The organism is Streptomyces corchorusii (genome assembly GCF_001514055.1).
Taxonomy (GTDB): Bacteria; Actinomycetota; Actinomycetes; order Streptomycetales; family Streptomycetaceae; genus Streptomyces; species Streptomyces olivaceoviridis.
Genome location: NZ_KQ948379.1, coordinates 49,582 through 63,936 on the forward strand (window position 1 = coordinate 49,582; position 14,355 = coordinate 63,936).

13 protein-coding genes are annotated in these 14,355 nt (G+C 71.3%); 6 read left to right on the top strand and 7 right to left on the bottom strand.

Going from position 1 to position 14,355, the window contains the following annotated elements; all coding sequences use genetic code 11:
- The first annotated feature begins 1 nt into the window (after position 1).
- Complete coding sequence (locus AQJ11_RS42710; protein WP_382563809.1) at positions 2-1,195, top strand: dipeptidase; 1,194 nt, start codon at positions 2-4, stop codon at positions 1,193-1,195.
- Positions 1,196-1,252: 57 nt separating this feature from the next.
- Here the strand turns inward: AQJ11_RS42710 and AQJ11_RS42715 are convergent, their stop codons facing one another.
- Both AQJ11_RS42715 and AQJ11_RS42720 read right to left on the bottom strand, forming a co-directional pair.
- Positions 1,253-1,645 carry a VOC family protein gene (locus AQJ11_RS42715; RefSeq protein WP_014673120.1) on the bottom strand — a complete coding sequence of 131 codons (393 nt, stop codon included), beginning with the start codon at positions 1,643-1,645 and terminating at the stop codon, positions 1,253-1,255.
- Between the two features lie 21 nt (positions 1,646-1,666).
- Positions 1,667-2,035 carry a VOC family protein gene (locus tag AQJ11_RS42720; RefSeq protein WP_058080786.1) on the bottom strand — a complete coding sequence of 123 codons (369 nt, stop codon included), beginning with the start codon at positions 2,033-2,035 and terminating at the stop codon, positions 1,667-1,669.
- 86 nt (positions 2,036-2,121) lie between these two features.
- Here AQJ11_RS42720 and AQJ11_RS42725 point away from each other — a divergent pair, with 86 nt between their 5' ends.
- Entirely contained in the window at positions 2,122-2,628 is a 507-nt protein-coding gene (locus AQJ11_RS42725; protein ID WP_059267055.1) for a CGNR zinc finger domain-containing protein, read from the top strand.
- Between the two features lie 92 nt (positions 2,629-2,720).
- Here AQJ11_RS42725 and AQJ11_RS42730 read toward each other — a convergent pair whose 3' ends face one another.
- A complete protein-coding gene (locus tag AQJ11_RS42730) occupies positions 2,721-4,064 on the bottom strand; it encodes a UDP-glucose dehydrogenase family protein (RefSeq protein ID WP_058080784.1) in 1,344 nt (447 codons plus the stop codon).
- A 191-nt stretch (positions 4,065-4,255) separates the two neighbouring features.
- On the opposite strand from AQJ11_RS42730, the gene AQJ11_RS42735 reads away from it, so the two are divergent.
- A complete protein-coding gene (locus AQJ11_RS42735) occupies positions 4,256-5,413 on the top strand; it encodes an acyl-CoA dehydrogenase (RefSeq protein ID WP_014673116.1) in 1,158 nt (385 codons plus the stop codon).
- A gap of 85 nt (positions 5,414-5,498) precedes the next feature.
- Positions 5,499-5,867, top strand: coding sequence for a four-helix bundle copper-binding protein (locus AQJ11_RS42740; RefSeq protein ID WP_014673115.1), 369 nt, complete (start codon positions 5,499-5,501; stop codon positions 5,865-5,867).
- 61 nt (positions 5,868-5,928) lie between these two features.
- On the opposite strand, the gene AQJ11_RS42745 is transcribed toward AQJ11_RS42740, so the two are convergent.
- Entirely contained in the window at positions 5,929-7,254 is a 1,326-nt protein-coding gene (locus tag AQJ11_RS42745; protein ID WP_208616756.1) for an LCP family protein, read from the bottom strand.
- A gap of 119 nt (positions 7,255-7,373) precedes the next feature.
- On the opposite strand from AQJ11_RS42745, the gene AQJ11_RS42750 reads away from it, so the two are divergent.
- The gene (locus AQJ11_RS42750; RefSeq protein ID WP_014673113.1) at positions 7,374-7,934 is read left to right on the top strand and encodes an acyl-CoA thioesterase; all 561 of its coding nucleotides are present in this window, start codon (positions 7,374-7,376) and stop codon (positions 7,932-7,934) included.
- A 46-nt stretch (positions 7,935-7,980) separates the two neighbouring features.
- Here AQJ11_RS42750 and AQJ11_RS42755 read toward each other — a convergent pair whose 3' ends face one another.
- The gene (locus AQJ11_RS42755; RefSeq protein WP_455568615.1) at positions 7,981-9,501 is read right to left on the bottom strand and encodes an LCP family protein; all 1,521 of its coding nucleotides are present in this window, start codon (positions 9,499-9,501) and stop codon (positions 7,981-7,983) included.
- Between the two features lie 128 nt (positions 9,502-9,629).
- Here AQJ11_RS42755 and AQJ11_RS42760 point away from each other — a divergent pair, with 128 nt between their 5' ends.
- Positions 9,630-10,661 (top strand): glycosyltransferase family 2 protein, encoded by a 1,032-nt coding sequence (locus tag AQJ11_RS42760; protein ID WP_059267057.1) that lies wholly within the window; start codon positions 9,630-9,632, stop codon positions 10,659-10,661.
- A gap of 55 nt (positions 10,662-10,716) precedes the next feature.
- Here the strand turns inward: AQJ11_RS42760 and AQJ11_RS42765 are convergent, their stop codons facing one another.
- Complete coding sequence (locus AQJ11_RS42765) at positions 10,717-12,378, bottom strand: LCP family protein (protein WP_244218646.1); 1,662 nt, start codon at positions 12,376-12,378, stop codon at positions 10,717-10,719.
- Between the two features lie 82 nt (positions 12,379-12,460).
- Positions 12,461-14,218 carry an LCP family protein gene (locus AQJ11_RS42770; RefSeq protein WP_059267058.1) on the bottom strand — a complete coding sequence of 586 codons (1,758 nt, stop codon included), beginning with the start codon at positions 14,216-14,218 and terminating at the stop codon, positions 12,461-12,463.
- Positions 14,219-14,355 lie beyond the last annotated feature (137 nt).

Genomic DNA, 14,355 nt, shown 5'->3' on the forward strand with positions numbered 1-14,355 from the left:
CGTGGCCGCCCTGGACGAAGCACACGCGCTGCTGCGCGAGTTCCCCGTGGTCGACGGGCACAACGACCTGCCCTGGGCGCTGCGCGAGCAGGTCGGCTACGACCTGGACGCCCTGGACATCGCCGGTGACCGCAGCGAGCGGCTGCACACCGACCTGCCGCGGCTGCGCGCGGGCGGGGTCGGCGCCCAGTACTGGTCGGTGTACGTGCCCTGCGAGCAGCCGGATCCGGTCGCGGCGACGCTGGAGCAGATCGACTGCGTCCGGCAACTGCTGGCCCGCTACCCGGCGGCGCTGGCGCCCGCGCTGACCGCCGCCGACATGGAGGCGGCGCGCGGCGAGGGCCGTATCGCCTCGCTCATGGGCGCCGAGGGCGGGCACTCCATCGCCAACTCGCTCGGCACCCTGCGCGGGCTGTACGCGCTCGGCGTGCGCTACATGACGCTCACCCACAACGACAACGTGGACTGGGCCGACTCCGCGACCGACGAGCCGGGCGTGGGCGGGCTGTCCGCCTTCGGCCGCGAGGTCGTGGCGGAGATGAACCGCCTCGGCATGCTCGTCGACCTCTCCCACGTGGCGGCGACGACGATGCGGGACGCGCTGGACGCCACCTCCGCGCCGGTGATCTTCTCGCACTCCTCCTCCCGCGCGGTGTGCGACCACCCCCGCAACATCCCCGACGACGTACTGGAGCGCCTGCCCGCCAACGGCGGCGTGGCGATGGTGACGTTCGTGCCCAAGTTCGTGCTCCAGGCCGCCGTCGACTGGACGGACGTGGCCTTCGAGAACCTGCGCGCCCACGGCTTCGACCCCCTGGACACCAGCCCCGAGGCGATGAAGATCCACCGGGCCTTCGAGGAGCGCAACCCGCGCCCGGTCGCCACGGTGTCCACGGTCGCCGACCACCTCGACCACATGCGCGAGGTCGCCGGGATCGACCACCTCGGCATCGGCGGCGACTACGACGGCACCGCGTTCACCCCGGACGGCCTGAACGACGTCTCCGGGTACCCGAACCTGCTCGCCGAACTGCTGGACCGCGGCTGGTCCAAAGCCGACCTGGCCAAGCTGACCTGGCAGAACGCGGTGCGTGTGCTCGGCGCGGCGGAGGACGTCGCCCGGGACCTCCAGGCGACCCGCGCGCCGTCCCTCGCCACGATCGAGTCGCTGGACGGCACGCGCGGCGGGAACTGACCGGGGAACGCCCGCCCGGCGAAGGCCGGGATCACCGAGCCGGGCGTTCCCGGACCGTCACGACCGTTCGATCCGGCACAGGCAGAACGGATGCCCCGCCGGGTCGGCGTAGACCTGGAAGTCCTTCGTCTCGCGGTCCTCCAGGTCCAGCGGGCGGGCGCCGAGCGCCAGCACCCGCTCGTGCGCCGCGTCGAGGTCCGCCCAGGTCGGGCCCGCGTCGAAGTCGAGGTGGAGCTGCTGGCCGTTGCGGTCCGCGCGCGGCCACTCCGGCGGGGTGTGTCCCTCGGCCCGCTGGAAGGCGAGCCGCGGCCCGTCCGGCACCTGGAGCACGACCCAGTCGTCGTCCTCCGGCCGCGGGGTCCCCCCGGCCACCGCCGCGTAGAAGGCGGCCAGCACATGCGGATCGGGGCAGTCGAGCACGACGTTGCGGAAACGGGCCACGGACGCCATGGGTTCCTCCTTCGGGACGGATCAGCAGGCGCAGAGACAGAACGGGTGCCCCGCCGGGTCGGCGTAGACACGGAAGGTCCGCTCGCGGTCCTGCGTGTCCAGCGGCTTGGCGCCCAGCTCCAGCACGCCCTTCTCCGCCGCGTCCAGGTCCTCCACCACCAGGTCCAGGTGGAACTGCTGCGACCGGTCCGCCGCGGGCCACTCCGGCGGCACGAACCCCTCCGCCCGCTGGAAGGCCAGCGCCGTCCCGCCGGGCACCTTCAGGTCCACCCACGCGCTGTCCGCGGGGTCCTCCTCCACCGTGCCGCCCAGCACACCGGCGTAGAAACCGGCCAGCGCGCGGGGGTCGGGACAGTCCAGGACGACGACACCGAGCTTGGCGAGAGCCATGACTACCTCCTCGTAGCGTTACCTGTGAAGACGGGTAACCGGTAACCGTTACTGCATGCTCCCCCAGTGGGGGTAACGTCGCAAGCATGAGCGAGAGATCGGCTGCTCCCGGCGGCCTGGCCCTGATCGAGTCCCTGGTCAACACCCTGGACATCGAGTCGGGCGTGGACGGGCTGGACACGCCGGAGGGCCGCGCCCGCCTCGGGATCACGCGGGACGGGCTGGCCGACGCCCGGGAGCTGCGCGAGTCGCTGCGGGCCGCGCTGCTCGCGCACGCCGGACATCCACCGCACCGCCCGGTGACCCCGCTGGGCACCCTGCTGGCACGGGCCCCGCTGTACGTCGCCGTCGACGACCACGACGGCTCGGCCCGCCTCGCCCCCGCCGACGCGGCCCCGTTGCCGTCCCGGGTCGCCGCCGCTGTCGCCGAGGCGCTCGTCGCGGGCACCTGGACCCGGCTCAAGGCGTGCGAGGCCGAGACCTGCCACTGGGCGTACTACGACCGCAGCCCCGCCGGGCGGGGGCGCTGGTGCTCGATGCGGGTGTGCGGGGCGCGCGCGAAGATGCGCCGGTACCGGGCGAAGGGCGCGTGAGCGGCGGCGGTGTGGTGCACAATGCGGACAGACGCCGGTTCGGCCGACTGAGCCTCGGCCGAACCGGCGTCGCCATACGGGCCTCGGGGAGCCTACGCCTTGGGGCGGCCCATCGCGCGGTACGTCCAGCCGGCCCGGCGCCACAGCTCCGGGTCGAGGGCGTTGCGGCCGTCGAGGATCACCCGGGCCGCCGCCGCCTCGCCGAGCGCCACCGGGTCCAGCTCGCGGAACTCGCGCCACTCGGTCAGGTGCAGGACGACGTCGGCGCTCCGGGCGGCCTCCAGCGCGGAGCCGGCGTAGCCCAGGGTCGGGAAGACCTTGCGGGCGTTGTCCATGCCCTTCGGGTCGTACACGGTCACCTGGCCGCCCTGGAGGTGGATCTGGCCGGCCACGTTCAGCGCGGGCGAGTCGCGGACGTCGTCCGAGTCCGGCTTGAAGGTGGCGCCGAGCACCGCGACCCGCTTGCCGAGGAAGGAGCCGCCGCCGAGCGCCTCCCGGGTCATCTCCACCATCTGGCCGCGCCGGCGCATGTTGATGGAGTCGATCTCGCGCAGGAAGGTCAGCGCCTGGTCGGCGCCCAGCTCGCCCGCGCGGGCCATGAACGCCCGGATGTCCTTGGGCAGGCAGCCGCCGCCGAAGCCGATGCCGGCCCGCAGGAACTTGCGGCCGATCCGGTCGTCGTGGCCGATGGCCTCCGCGAGCTTCGCCACGTCACCGCCGGCCGCCTCGCACACCTCCGCCATCGCGTTGATGAAGGAGATCTTGGTCGCGAGGAAGGAGTTCGCGGCCGTCTTCACCAGCTCGGCGGTCGGGAAGTCGGTGACCACGAACGGCGTGCCCTCGCCGAGCGGGCCCGCGTACACCTCGCGCAGCAGCTTCTCCGCGCGCTCGCTGCGCACACCGACGACGATCCGGTCCGGGTGCAGGGTGTCCTGGACGGCGAACCCCTCGCGCAGGAACTCCGGGTTCCAGGCCAGCTCGGCGTCGCCGCCCGCCGGGGCGTGCTCGGCCAGGTAGGCGGCCAGCCGGTCGGCGGAGCCCACCGGCACGGTCGACTTGCCGACGACCAGGGCGGGGCCGCGCAGATGCGGGGCGAGGGAGGCGACGGCGGAGTCGACGTAGCTCATGTCGCAGGCGTACTCGCCGTGCTTCTGCGGGGTGTTCACGCACACGAAGTGCACATCGCCGAAGGCGCCGACCTCGGCCCAGTCCGTGGTGAAGCGCAGCCGCCCGGTGGACCCCTCGATCCCGGCCACGTGCCGGCGCAGCAGCTCTTCGAGCCCCGGCTCGTACATCGGGGTCTCGCCGCGCTCCAGCATGGCGATCTTCTCGGGTACGACGTCCAGGCCCAGCACCTCGAAGCCCAGCTCGGCCATGGCCGCGGCGTGCGTGGCGCCGAGGTAGCCGGTGCCGATCACGGTGATCTTCAGGCTCATGGGGTGCGCTCCAGCTCCGGTCCGTCGGTCCTGCTCGGTCATGCGGAGCCTGAGCATAGTCGGGCCGCTCGGCGGGCAGTTTCCCCGCTGTCACCAAGCTCACGTAGGCGGGTTCACACGGGGGCTCTAAAATTCAGTTACTTAACGGTAATTAGCGTCAGTATCACTGCGTCTTTGGAGCGTGAGAGACCGTGGCCGGATCGGCTGACTTCGACCTGTACCGCCCGTCCGAGGAGCACGACATGCTCCGGGACGCCGTCCGCTCCCTGGTCGAGGCAAAGATCGCGCCGTACGCCGCGGCGGTGGACGAGGAGGCCCGCTTCCCGCAGGAGGCCCTCGACGCCCTGGTGGCCAACGACCTGCACGCCGTGCACGTCCCCGAGGAGTACGGCGGCGCCGGCGCCGACGCGCTCGCCACGGTCATCGTGATCGAGGAGGTGGCCCGTGCCTGTGTCTCCTCCTCCCTCATCCCGGCCGTGAACAAGCTGGGCTCGCTCCCGGTGATCCTCTCCGGCGGCGAGGAGCTGAAGAAGAAGTACCTGACGCCGCTCGCCAAGGGCGACGCCATGTTCTCGTACTGCCTCTCCGAGCCGGAGGCCGGCTCCGACGCGGCCGGCATGAAGACCAAGGCGGTCCGCGACGGCGACCACTGGGTGCTCAACGGCGTGAAGCGCTGGATCACCAACGCGGGCGTCTCGGAGTACTACACGGTGATGGCCGTGACGGACCCCTCGAAGCGCTCCAAGGGCATCTCCGCCTTCGTGGTGGAGAAGTCGGACGAGGGCGTCTCCTTCGGCGCACCGGAGAAGAAGCTCGGCATCAAGGGCTCCCCGACCCGCGAGGTCTACTTCGACAACGTCCGCATCCCCGCCGACCGCATGATCGGCGAGGAGGGCACCGGCTTCATGACGGCCATGAAGACCCTGGACCACACCCGCATCACCATCGCCGCCCAGGCCCTCGGTGTCGCCCAGGGCGCCTTCGACTACGCCAAGGGCTACGTCCAGGAGCGCAAGCAGTTCGGCAAGCCGATCGCCGACTTCCAGGGCATCCAGTTCATGCTCGCCGACATGTCCATGAAGATCTCGGCGGCCCGCGCCCTGACCTACCAGGCCGCCGCGGCCTCCGAGCGCGGGGACGCCGACCTCACCTACCTGGGTGCCGCCGCCAAGTGCTTCGCCTCGGACGTCGCCATGGAGGTCACCACCGACGCCGTCCAGCTCCTCGGCGGCTACGGCTACACCCGTGACTACCCGGTGGAGCGCATGATGCGCGACGCCAAGATCACCCAGATCTACGAGGGCACGAACCAGGTCCAGCGCATCGTCATGGCCCGCAACCTGCCGTAACCCGACATGCGGGACGTCGCTCCCCGGCGTAGGACGGAAGCACACGGGGCCCGCCCCGGGTCCCGCCTGCCTCCGAGGAGGAGCCATGACCCAGTCCCAGTCCGGAATGATGCCCGCCCTCACGCAGCAGATGCAGGACTGCATCGACGCCTGCATGGACTGCCACAACATCTGCGAGGAGGCCATGAGCTCCTGCATGCAGCAGGGCGGCCAGGCGCAGATGCAGATCATGCGCGCGCTCATGGACTGCTCCGAGACGACCCGCATGTGCGCCGACATGATGATGCGGCGCTCGCCCATGGCCGGCGAGATGTGCGCCGTCTGCGCGCGGGCCTGTGACATGTGCGCCGAGGCGTGTATGTCCATGCCCGACGACGAGATGATGATGCGCTGCGCCGAGGCGTGTCGCCGCTGCGCGGAGACCTGCCGGGCGATGGCGGGCGCCAGCATGTGAGCCCGCCCCGGCACGGCCGAGGGCACCCCGCGGGGTGCCCTCGAACCGGTGCGTGACGACGTCAGTTGCCGGAGACGGTGACCTTCTCGTCGTTGTTCAGCTCGTTCACCAGGGTCTTCACCTTGGCCTTGTCCCAGACGAGGTTGCCGCCCACGGAGCCGGAGATCGGCATGTTCATCGAGGTGCCGTCACCGCCGCTGACGCCCTTCATCGCCCAGAACATCGAGCCCAGGTCCCACAGCGACATGTCCTTGTCGACGATCAGGGAGTCCAGGCCCGCGCCCATGGTCGGGTAGAACGTGAACGGGTTGAGGATCGTCGAGGGGGTGGCCACCTGGTGGGCCAGGGCGGCCAGGAACTTCTGCTGGTTCTTGGTGCGCTGGAGGTCGGACGCGGCGAACGCGTGCCGGGTACGGACGAAGGCGAGCGCCTGCTGGCCGTTCAGGGTCTGCTTGCCGGCCTTGAAGTCGGCGCCCGACCACTTGTCCTTGAAGCCCTTGTCGATGGTGATGTCCACGCCGCCCACCGCGTCCACGATGCTGGCGAAGCCCTGGAAGCCGATCTCCACGTAGTGGTCGATGCGCAGCCCGGTGTTGGCCTCGATCGTGCGGACCAGCAGCGTCGGCCCGTCCTCGGCGTAGGTGGCGTTCAGCTTCGTGTGCCGCCCCTGCGCCGGGTAGGTCTTCCCGGACGTCGAGCCCTGGTACGACGGGACCACCACGTCGGAGTCGCGCGGCAGCGAGATCAGCGTGTCGCCGTTGCCGCCGACGTGCAGGATCATCATCGAGTCGGTGCGCTTGCCCTCGGCGCCGCCGGTGTGCAGCTTCTTCTCGTCCTCCTTGGACATGCCCTCACGGCTGTCCGAGCCGACGATCAGGTAGTTCGTGCCGTCGCCGCCCTCCGGCCGGTCGATGACCTTGGACAGGTCGACCTCGCGGCGCAGCTTGGAGTCGGCCCAGAAGTAGGTCGCGATCGAGGTGACGACCAGCACGGTCGCCAGGGTGATCGCCGTCCACTTGATCCGGCGCCGCCAGTTCGGCGCGGGGCGCGGCGCCCGGGTGGGCGCCCCCGCCGTGCCGCCGGGGCCCCGGCCGCCGGAGCCGCCGTAGACCTGGCCGGTGTTGTAGCCGCTGTCGTAGTCGCTGTAGCCAGCGCCTTCCTCGTGCCCCTGGCCGTCGACGTACGACGGCTGCCGCGGCACACCGGCCCCGTACGGCGGCGCCGCCGGGCCGGGGTCGCCGTACGCCGAGCGCGGTCCGGGCGGTACCGCCGGGCCGCGCCGCACCTGACGCATCACGCGGGCCCCCTCCGGCTGCGCGCCGGCACTGCCGCGTCCGTAGCGCGGGCCGCGGTTGTCGTCGGACCATCCCTCGGGCCAGTCATTCATGCGCCCCAGTGTGCAGGGCTCGGCTATGTACTCGACAAGGGATGTCGGGAAATCAGGGCCTCGCTGTTGCGAACCCGACACAAAGTCCGCGAATGAGGCTTCGGCATAAGGTAGGGGGCATGACAGACCAGGTCACGGACACGGATCCGGCGATGGAACCGGACATCCCGGGCAAACCCACGTCCGCCTCGCGCACCACCCTCAGCCACATCATGACCCACAACGACACCAACCTGCTGGGGACCGTGCACGGTGGCGTGATCATGAAGCTCGTCGACGACGCGGCGGGCGCCGTGGCCGGCCGGCACTCCGGCGGTCCCGCCGTCACCGCGTCCATGGACGAGATGGTGTTCCTGGAGCCGGTCCGCGTCGGTGACCTGGTCCACGTCAAGGCGCAGGTGAACTGGACCGGCCGGACCTCGATGGAGATCGGCGTCCGGGTCCTCGCCGAGCGCTGGAACGAGTCGGACCCGGCCACCCAGGTCGGCTCCGCCTACCTGGTCTTCACGGCCGTCGACGCCGACGGCAAGCCGCGCCGGGTGCCGCCGGTGGTACCGGAGACCGACCGCGACCGCCGCCGCTACCAGGAGGCCCAGATCCGCCGCACCCACCGCCTGGCCCGCCGCCGGGCGATCCGGGAACTGCGGGAGAAGCGGGCGGCGGAAGGCTTCGAGGACTGACCCGCGGACCGGTTCGAGGGCCGATCCGCGGACTGAGGGGACGGCCTCAGCACGTCACCTCGTTGCCCCGTACGACGCTCTGGTCCGGCTGCGCCGGGTCGTCGAACCGTACCTTCCGCACGGTCGTGAACTCCGCGCCCGCCGTCACCTTCAGCAGCGGTCCCTGGCCCGGCACGGCCCGCAGCTCGCTGCCCGGCAGCGCCGCGGCCAGGGAACGGGCGGAGCGGTCCCAGCGGGGGTCGTAGAAGACGACCGTGCGCGCCACCCGGGCGGGCGCGGTCACCGGCCGGCGGGTGGTGGCGAAGCCGGTCGCCGCGAGCGCCGCGTCGATCCGCTTGGCCAGCCCCACCGTGCCGCTGCCGTTCGCCACCTGGACCCGGATCGTGTTCGGTGACACCTCCACCGGCACCGGAGTCCGCGCCGGGTCACGGCGCGGCTGCCCCCCGGCGAGCGGCTTGTCCTCCCGCAGCGCCCCGAACAACTGCTCCGCCTTGGCCGGGTCCCACTTCAGGGTCGAGCCGATGCCCTTGACCGGGTAGTCCATCCGTCCGATCGGGACGGTGGTGAACTCCGACGAGGACGGCGAGAAGTTGCGCATCGCGCGGCCGAGGTCGAGCAGTTCGTCGGTGCCGAAGCCCGCGTCGGCGCGGACCGAGCCGAGCACCGCCCGGGTCACGTCCCGGAACCGCATCGGGTTCAGCAGCACCCCGGAGGAGGTCGCCTTGTCCAGCAGCGCGGCCAGGAACCGCTGCTGCCGCTTCATCCGGCCCAGGTCGCTGGCCCCGTCGACGTGCCGGGCCCGTACGTACTGGAGCGCCTGCCCGCCCCGGAGGGTGTACGTGCCGGGCGCGAGGTCGAGCCCGGTGTACCGGTCCTTCAGCGGCGTCGCCGTGCACACCTTGACCCCGCCGAGGACGTCCACGGTCTTCATGAAGCTGGTGAAGTCGACCTCCAGATAGTGGTCGATCTTCACGTGGGTCATGTTCTCGACCGTGCGGATGGTCAGCTGGGGGCCGCCCTCGGCGTAGGCCGCGTTGAGCTTGACCGGGTGCGGGCCGTGCCGCTGCCCGGTGTTCTGGTCGACGTGCGCGGGCACCTCGGCGTAGGAGTCGCGCGGCAGGCTCACCACGGTGGCCCGCTCCCGGTCCTCCGCGATGTGCACGATCATCATGGTGTCGGTGCAGTGGCAGGGTGCCCCGCCCAGCCGGTAGGCCCGCCGGTCCTGCTCGCTGAGCTTGTCGCGGCCGTCGGTGCCGACCAGCAGGACGTTCATGCCGTGCCCGGCCCGCGGCCGGTTCTTCATGTCCTTGAAGGCGTCGATCCGGGCGATGCCCGCGTCCAGGCTGGCGACCACCGCGTGCCCGATCCCGGCGGAGGCGAGCACCACGACCGACAGCGTGGTGACCGCCCGCATGGCCCAGCGCGGCCGCCGCGGTGGCCGGACCGGCCGTACCCGCCGCTCGGGCGGGCGCGGCACCCGGCGGGGTGGCCGCGGGCGGCGCTGCGGGCTGGGAGCCCCTCCCACGCTTCTGGCGGTGGGGGAGGGGGGCCGGGGCGGGCTGGGCAAGGGGGACACCTCCGGACGAGGCCGTACGTGGGATCCGTGAGCACAGTAGGCCGATACGATCTCCAGCCCGCGTCGCAGGCCCGGCGGCGCGCACCCGTATCCCCCGTTCGCGGTAACGTGAGGCCCCTATGAACGCCAAGCCCGACGTGCGGCTCCCCGCAGTGTCCGTGATCATGCCCGTCCTCGATGAGGAGCGGCATTTGCGCGGGGCCGTCCAAGCGATCCTCGCGCAGGAGTACGCCGGCGAGATGGAGGTCGTGATCGCCCTCGGTCCGTCCACGGACCGCACGGACGAGATCGCCGCCGAGCTGGTCGCCGAAGACCCGCGCGTGCACACCGTCCCGAACCCGACCGGCCGCACGCCCGCGGCGCTGAACGCGGCGATCAAGGCCTCCCGGCACCCCATCGTGGTCCGCGTCGACGGCCACGGCATGCTCTCGCCGAACTACATCGCGACCGCCGTGCGGCTCCTGGAGGAGACCGGCGCGCAGAACGTCGGCGGCATCATGCACGCCGAGGGGGAGACCGACTGGGAGCACGCGGTGGCCGCCGCGATGACCTCGAAGATCGGCGTCGGCAACGCGGCGTTCCACACCGGCGGCCAGGCCGGCCCCGCCGAGACGGTCTACCTCGGCGTCTTCCGCCGCGAGGCGCTGGAGCAGCAGGGCGGCTACAACGAGGAGTTCATCCGCGCCCAGGACTGGGAGCTGAACTTCCGCATCCGTGAGGCGGGCGGGCTCATCTGGTTCTCGCCCGAGCTGAAGGTGTCGTACCGGCCGCGGCCGTCGGTGCGGGCGCTGGCCAAGCAGTACAAGGACTACGGCCGTTGGCGGCACGTCGTCGCCCGCTACCACTCCGGCTCGATCAACCTGCGCTACCTGGCGCCGCCGACGGCGGTGTGCGCGATAGCCGCGGGTCTGGTCGTCGGCGCGACGCTGACCCCGTGGGGCCTCGTGATCCCCGGCGGCTACCTGGCCGCGATCGCCGCGGGCTCCGTCCCGGCCGGCAAGGGGCTGCCGCTGAAGGCCCGGCTCCAGATACCGGTGGCCCTCGCCACCATGCACATGTCGTGGGGCTGGGGCTTCCTGACCAGCCCGAAGTCCCTGGCGAAGAGGGTCATCGCCTCCCGGCGGCCCGCGGTCGTGGACGCCGCCGCCTGACGGACACCCGAAGGGGCCCCTCCCGCGCGGGAGGGGCCCCTTCACGCACGCCGGGCTACCACTGGTAGGGCCCGTACACGTTCATGCAGTCCCCCTTGTCCGAGGCGTTGACGGCGTCGGTGCCCTCGGGCAGGTCGCCCGCCTTCGGCTGGGACTGCTTGGGGTAGCTGCTGCCCGAGCGCCAGTCCGCGCCGACGACGACGGTGACCCCCGACACGTCGGTCGACTTCTTGACCGAACTCATCGGGATGCCCAGCGCCTTGGCCACCGCCTGGGCGTCACCCTCCAGGTCCGCGCTCGGATACCGCACGACCGTCTTGTCCTCGGCCAGGCTCCCCGAGGTGTCGGCCTGCGCCCGCGCGTAGCCCTTCTGCACGAGCACCTGGCCGATCGCCGACGCCCGCTGCTGCACCGGGGCCTCGGTGCCGGTCCGGGTGGCGTTCTGCACCAGCACCCCGAGCCGGCTCGCGTCGAGCGAGGGCTTCTTGGCCGGCTCGTCCTTGCCCGTGTCCTTCTTCGGCCCGGACTCCCCGCCGTTCTTGTCGAGCGGCACGTCGTCCTGGAGCATCTGCCACAGCTTGGCGGCCTTGTCGGCGTCCGGTACGACGTGGTTGTCCGGGTCGTTCGGGTCCGGGATGTTGGGCATCGTCAGGCTGGTGATGCGGTCGGTCGGCACCGACTTCATCTCCATGCCCAGGTCGTACAGCTTCTTGACCGTGCCGATCTCCTCGGAGACCTTCAGCGACTTGGTGGCCGCGTCGGCCAGGTCCATCAGCCGGCCGGTGTCGGTGAACACGTTCTGCTGCTTCAGCGTGCGGACCATCGAGTTGAGGTACATGTGCTGCGCGCGGGCCCGCATCAGGTCGCTGCCCCAGGCGTGCCGGGTGCGCAGCCACTGAAGTGCCTGCTCGCCCTTCACCTGGTGCGGACCCTTCGTCAGCTTCAGTCCGGAGCCGCCGCGCTGTCGGGGCGTCGAGTGGTCCCAGACGTTCTGGTTGACGCACACCTCGACCCCCCCGATCGCGTCCGCCATCCGCACCACGCCCGCGAAGTCGATCGTCATCCAGTGGTCGATGTAGACCCCGGTGAGATTCTCCCAGGTGAGCAGGGTGCAGCCGGCCCCGCCGCGGGCCAGGCTGACGTTGATGATGTCGTTCGTCGCCGGATAGACATGGTCGGTCTTGGGGTCCGTGCACTCGGGGATGTCCACCCGGGTGTCCCGGGGGATGCTCACCATGGCGGCGCTCTTGCGGTCCGCCGAGAGGTGGATGAGCATCTGCACGTCACCGAGCGGCGGGTCGCCGACGTGGTCCCTGCTGCCGCCGAGCTTCAGGTTCTCCTTGGAGTTCCGGCTGTCGGAGCCGATCAGCAGGATGTTCAGCGGGGTCTGGCCGGCCGCGTTCGGGCGGGTCCGGTGCGCCTTGGAGTCGTCGCCGTTGGCCCGCTTGCCCTTCTGGATGTTGCTGTTGAGATGCTGGTAGTAGAGATACCCGGCACCGGCCGTGCCGAGTATCACCACCGCCAGCACGGTGGCCGACCAGCGCAGCACCCGCCGTCTGCGCCGCGGCCGTTCGGTCTTCGGACCACCCGTCCGCCGTCCGCCGCCACCTCTGCCGCCGTGCCGGCCGGAACGCGCCGGCGCGTCCGAGTTCTTCGGCGCGAGCGACTTCGTGTCCTCGACCGCCGGAGCCTCCCCGCGCACCTCGCTCTGCGCCAAACTCCCTGCCCTCCCCACCCTTGCGCCAAGCAACGGGCCCGTCCCGCGTCCGGTTAGACGCTTGACGGGCCCATAGGGTTACCTACGAGGCGCACTTCACCTTGTCTGCCGTGGACTTGTCCACGTCCGGCGCCTTCGTCGGCGCCGTCAGGGAGACCCCCGCTCCCTTGAAGTCCTTGCCCAGGGTCAGCGTCATCGCCGGCAGCCCCTGGGAGTTGGTCACGCTCTCGCCCGGTTTCAGCGCGGCCCCGGACAGGCCCATGATCGCGGCCAGCCGGCGTGCCTGGGCCGCCTGGTCAGGCCCGTACTCCAGCGTGGTCTTGGCCAACTGGTCAGGCGCGTTGCCCGCGTTCTCCGACTTGGTCACGCCCTCGTCGTTCTGGAGCCAGTTGAGCACCGCCTGGGCGCTGCCCGCCTGGGCCCCGCCGTTGAGGACGCGCACCCGCACCTCGGAGGCGGGCGCCTTGGTGCCCTTGAGCCGGGCGGCCTGGGCGTCCTTCGCTGCCTTCTCCTTCTTCTTCACGTCGGTGAAGGAGACGTCGTTGCGGATGGCGTCGAAGACCGCGGGAGCCTTCGACTCGTTGAGCACGACCGTGGCGTGGACCTTCTCCGCCGGGTTGTCCACGACCGGCACCGTGGTGAAGGTCAGGTTCTTCGGGTTGAGCTTGCCCAGCTCCAGACCCAGGTCCTTCAGCTTGCCGATGTCCTTGAGCTTGTCGTCGACGGTGAGGGCCTCGGTGCCCGCCTCCGCCAGCTTCACCATCTTCGTCGGGCTGGTGAGCGTGTCGTTGCCCTTCAGCTTGCGCATCAGCGCGCCCAGGAACTGCTGCTGGAGCTCGATCCGGCTCAGGTCGCCGCCGAAGCCGACGGAGTGCCGGGTGCGCACGAACGCCAGCGCCTGCTCACCGGAGATCTTGTGCGTGCCCTCGGACAGCTTCAGGTGCGACTTGGGGTCGTCGATGTTCTTGGCCAGACAGACCTCGACGCCGCCGACCGCCTCGGTCAGCGTCTTGACCGCGTTGAAGTCGGCGACCATGAAGTCGTCCGGCTTGATCCCGGTCAGCTCGGTCACCGTGCGCATGGTGCAGCTCGGCGTACGGTCGTCCTGGCCGAGGCTCTCGTTGAAGCGGACGCCCTGTGAGCCCGGGATGACCTTGGTGGTGCCGTCCTCCTGCTCGGTCGGGCAGTCCGGGACGTCCACGATCAGGTCGCGCGGGATGCTCAGCGCGGTGGCGTTGGACCGGTCCTTGGAGAGGTGCAGCAGGATCGTGGTGTCGGCGTGCCCGACGCTGCCCGAGTCGCCGTAGCCCTCGTTGCCCGCGCCCGTGCGCTTGTCCGTGCCGATCACCAGGATGTTGATCGCCTCGTCCTTGCGGAAGCCGCCGGTGCTGGCGCCGTCGTCCGACACGGACGTGATGTTGTCGTTCAGGTGCTTGATGTAGAGGTAGCCGGCGGCCGACACGGCGACGAGCACGAAGGCCATGGACCCGCCGGTCCACAGCAGCACCTTCTTCGCCGTCGACTTCTTCTTCACCGGCCGCCGCGAGGCGCGCCTGCCCTGCGGTGCCTCCGGCTCGGCGCCCCGGCGCCGGGCCGAGCGCGGGGCCGGCACCTCGGCGCCGCGCGCCCGCGGCGTCTGCCGGTCCTTGCCGGCCGCCTGCCGGGCACGGCCGCCCGCCGCGTCACCGCCGTCCCGAGGGGACGGTCTGCGCGGTCCGGGAACCGGCGGCTGCGCTGCGGAAGGGCTCAGTCGCAGTTCGTATTCGCCGGTGTTCGGATTGAGCACCCACTGGTCTGCGGGGTCGATGTTGTCCGCCCGCCCACGGCCTTGCGCGTCCACGGTTGTCCGAATCCTCCGTCGGGGCCACGCGGCGCCTTCCCCCTGCAAGGCGCTCGGGTCTCGGTGAAACAGTGCACGACCCCAGGTCGGACCTCGCGGCCAGGTGCACCGGATCGCTCACACTATCCGCCCAGTTC

Excerpts from the sequence above, each read along its gene's own strand:
- AQJ11_RS42715 (WP_014673120.1), bottom strand. The coding sequence starts at position 1,645 with ATGGCGTCCGTGGCCCGTTTCCGCAACGTCGTGCTCGACTGCCCCGAT.
- AQJ11_RS42720 (WP_058080786.1), bottom strand. The coding sequence starts at position 2,035 with ATGGCTCTCGCCAAGCTCGGTGTCGTCGTCCTGGACTGTCCCGACCCC.
- AQJ11_RS42725 (WP_059267055.1), top strand. The coding sequence starts at position 2,122 with ATGAGCGAGAGATCGGCTGCTCCCGGCGGCCTGGCCCTGATCGAGTCC.
- AQJ11_RS42730 (WP_058080784.1), bottom strand. The coding sequence starts at position 4,064 with ATGAGCCTGAAGATCACCGTGATCGGCACCGGCTACCTCGGCGCCACG.
- AQJ11_RS42740 (WP_014673115.1), top strand. The coding sequence starts at position 5,499 with ATGACCCAGTCCCAGTCCGGAATGATGCCCGCCCTCACGCAGCAGATG.
- AQJ11_RS42745 (WP_208616756.1), bottom strand. The coding sequence starts at position 7,254 with ATGAATGACTGGCCCGAGGGATGGTCCGACGACAACCGCGGCCCGCGC.
- AQJ11_RS42750 (WP_014673113.1), top strand. The coding sequence starts at position 7,374 with ATGACAGACCAGGTCACGGACACGGATCCGGCGATGGAACCGGACATC.
- AQJ11_RS42760 (WP_059267057.1), top strand. The coding sequence starts at position 9,630 with ATGAACGCCAAGCCCGACGTGCGGCTCCCCGCAGTGTCCGTGATCATG.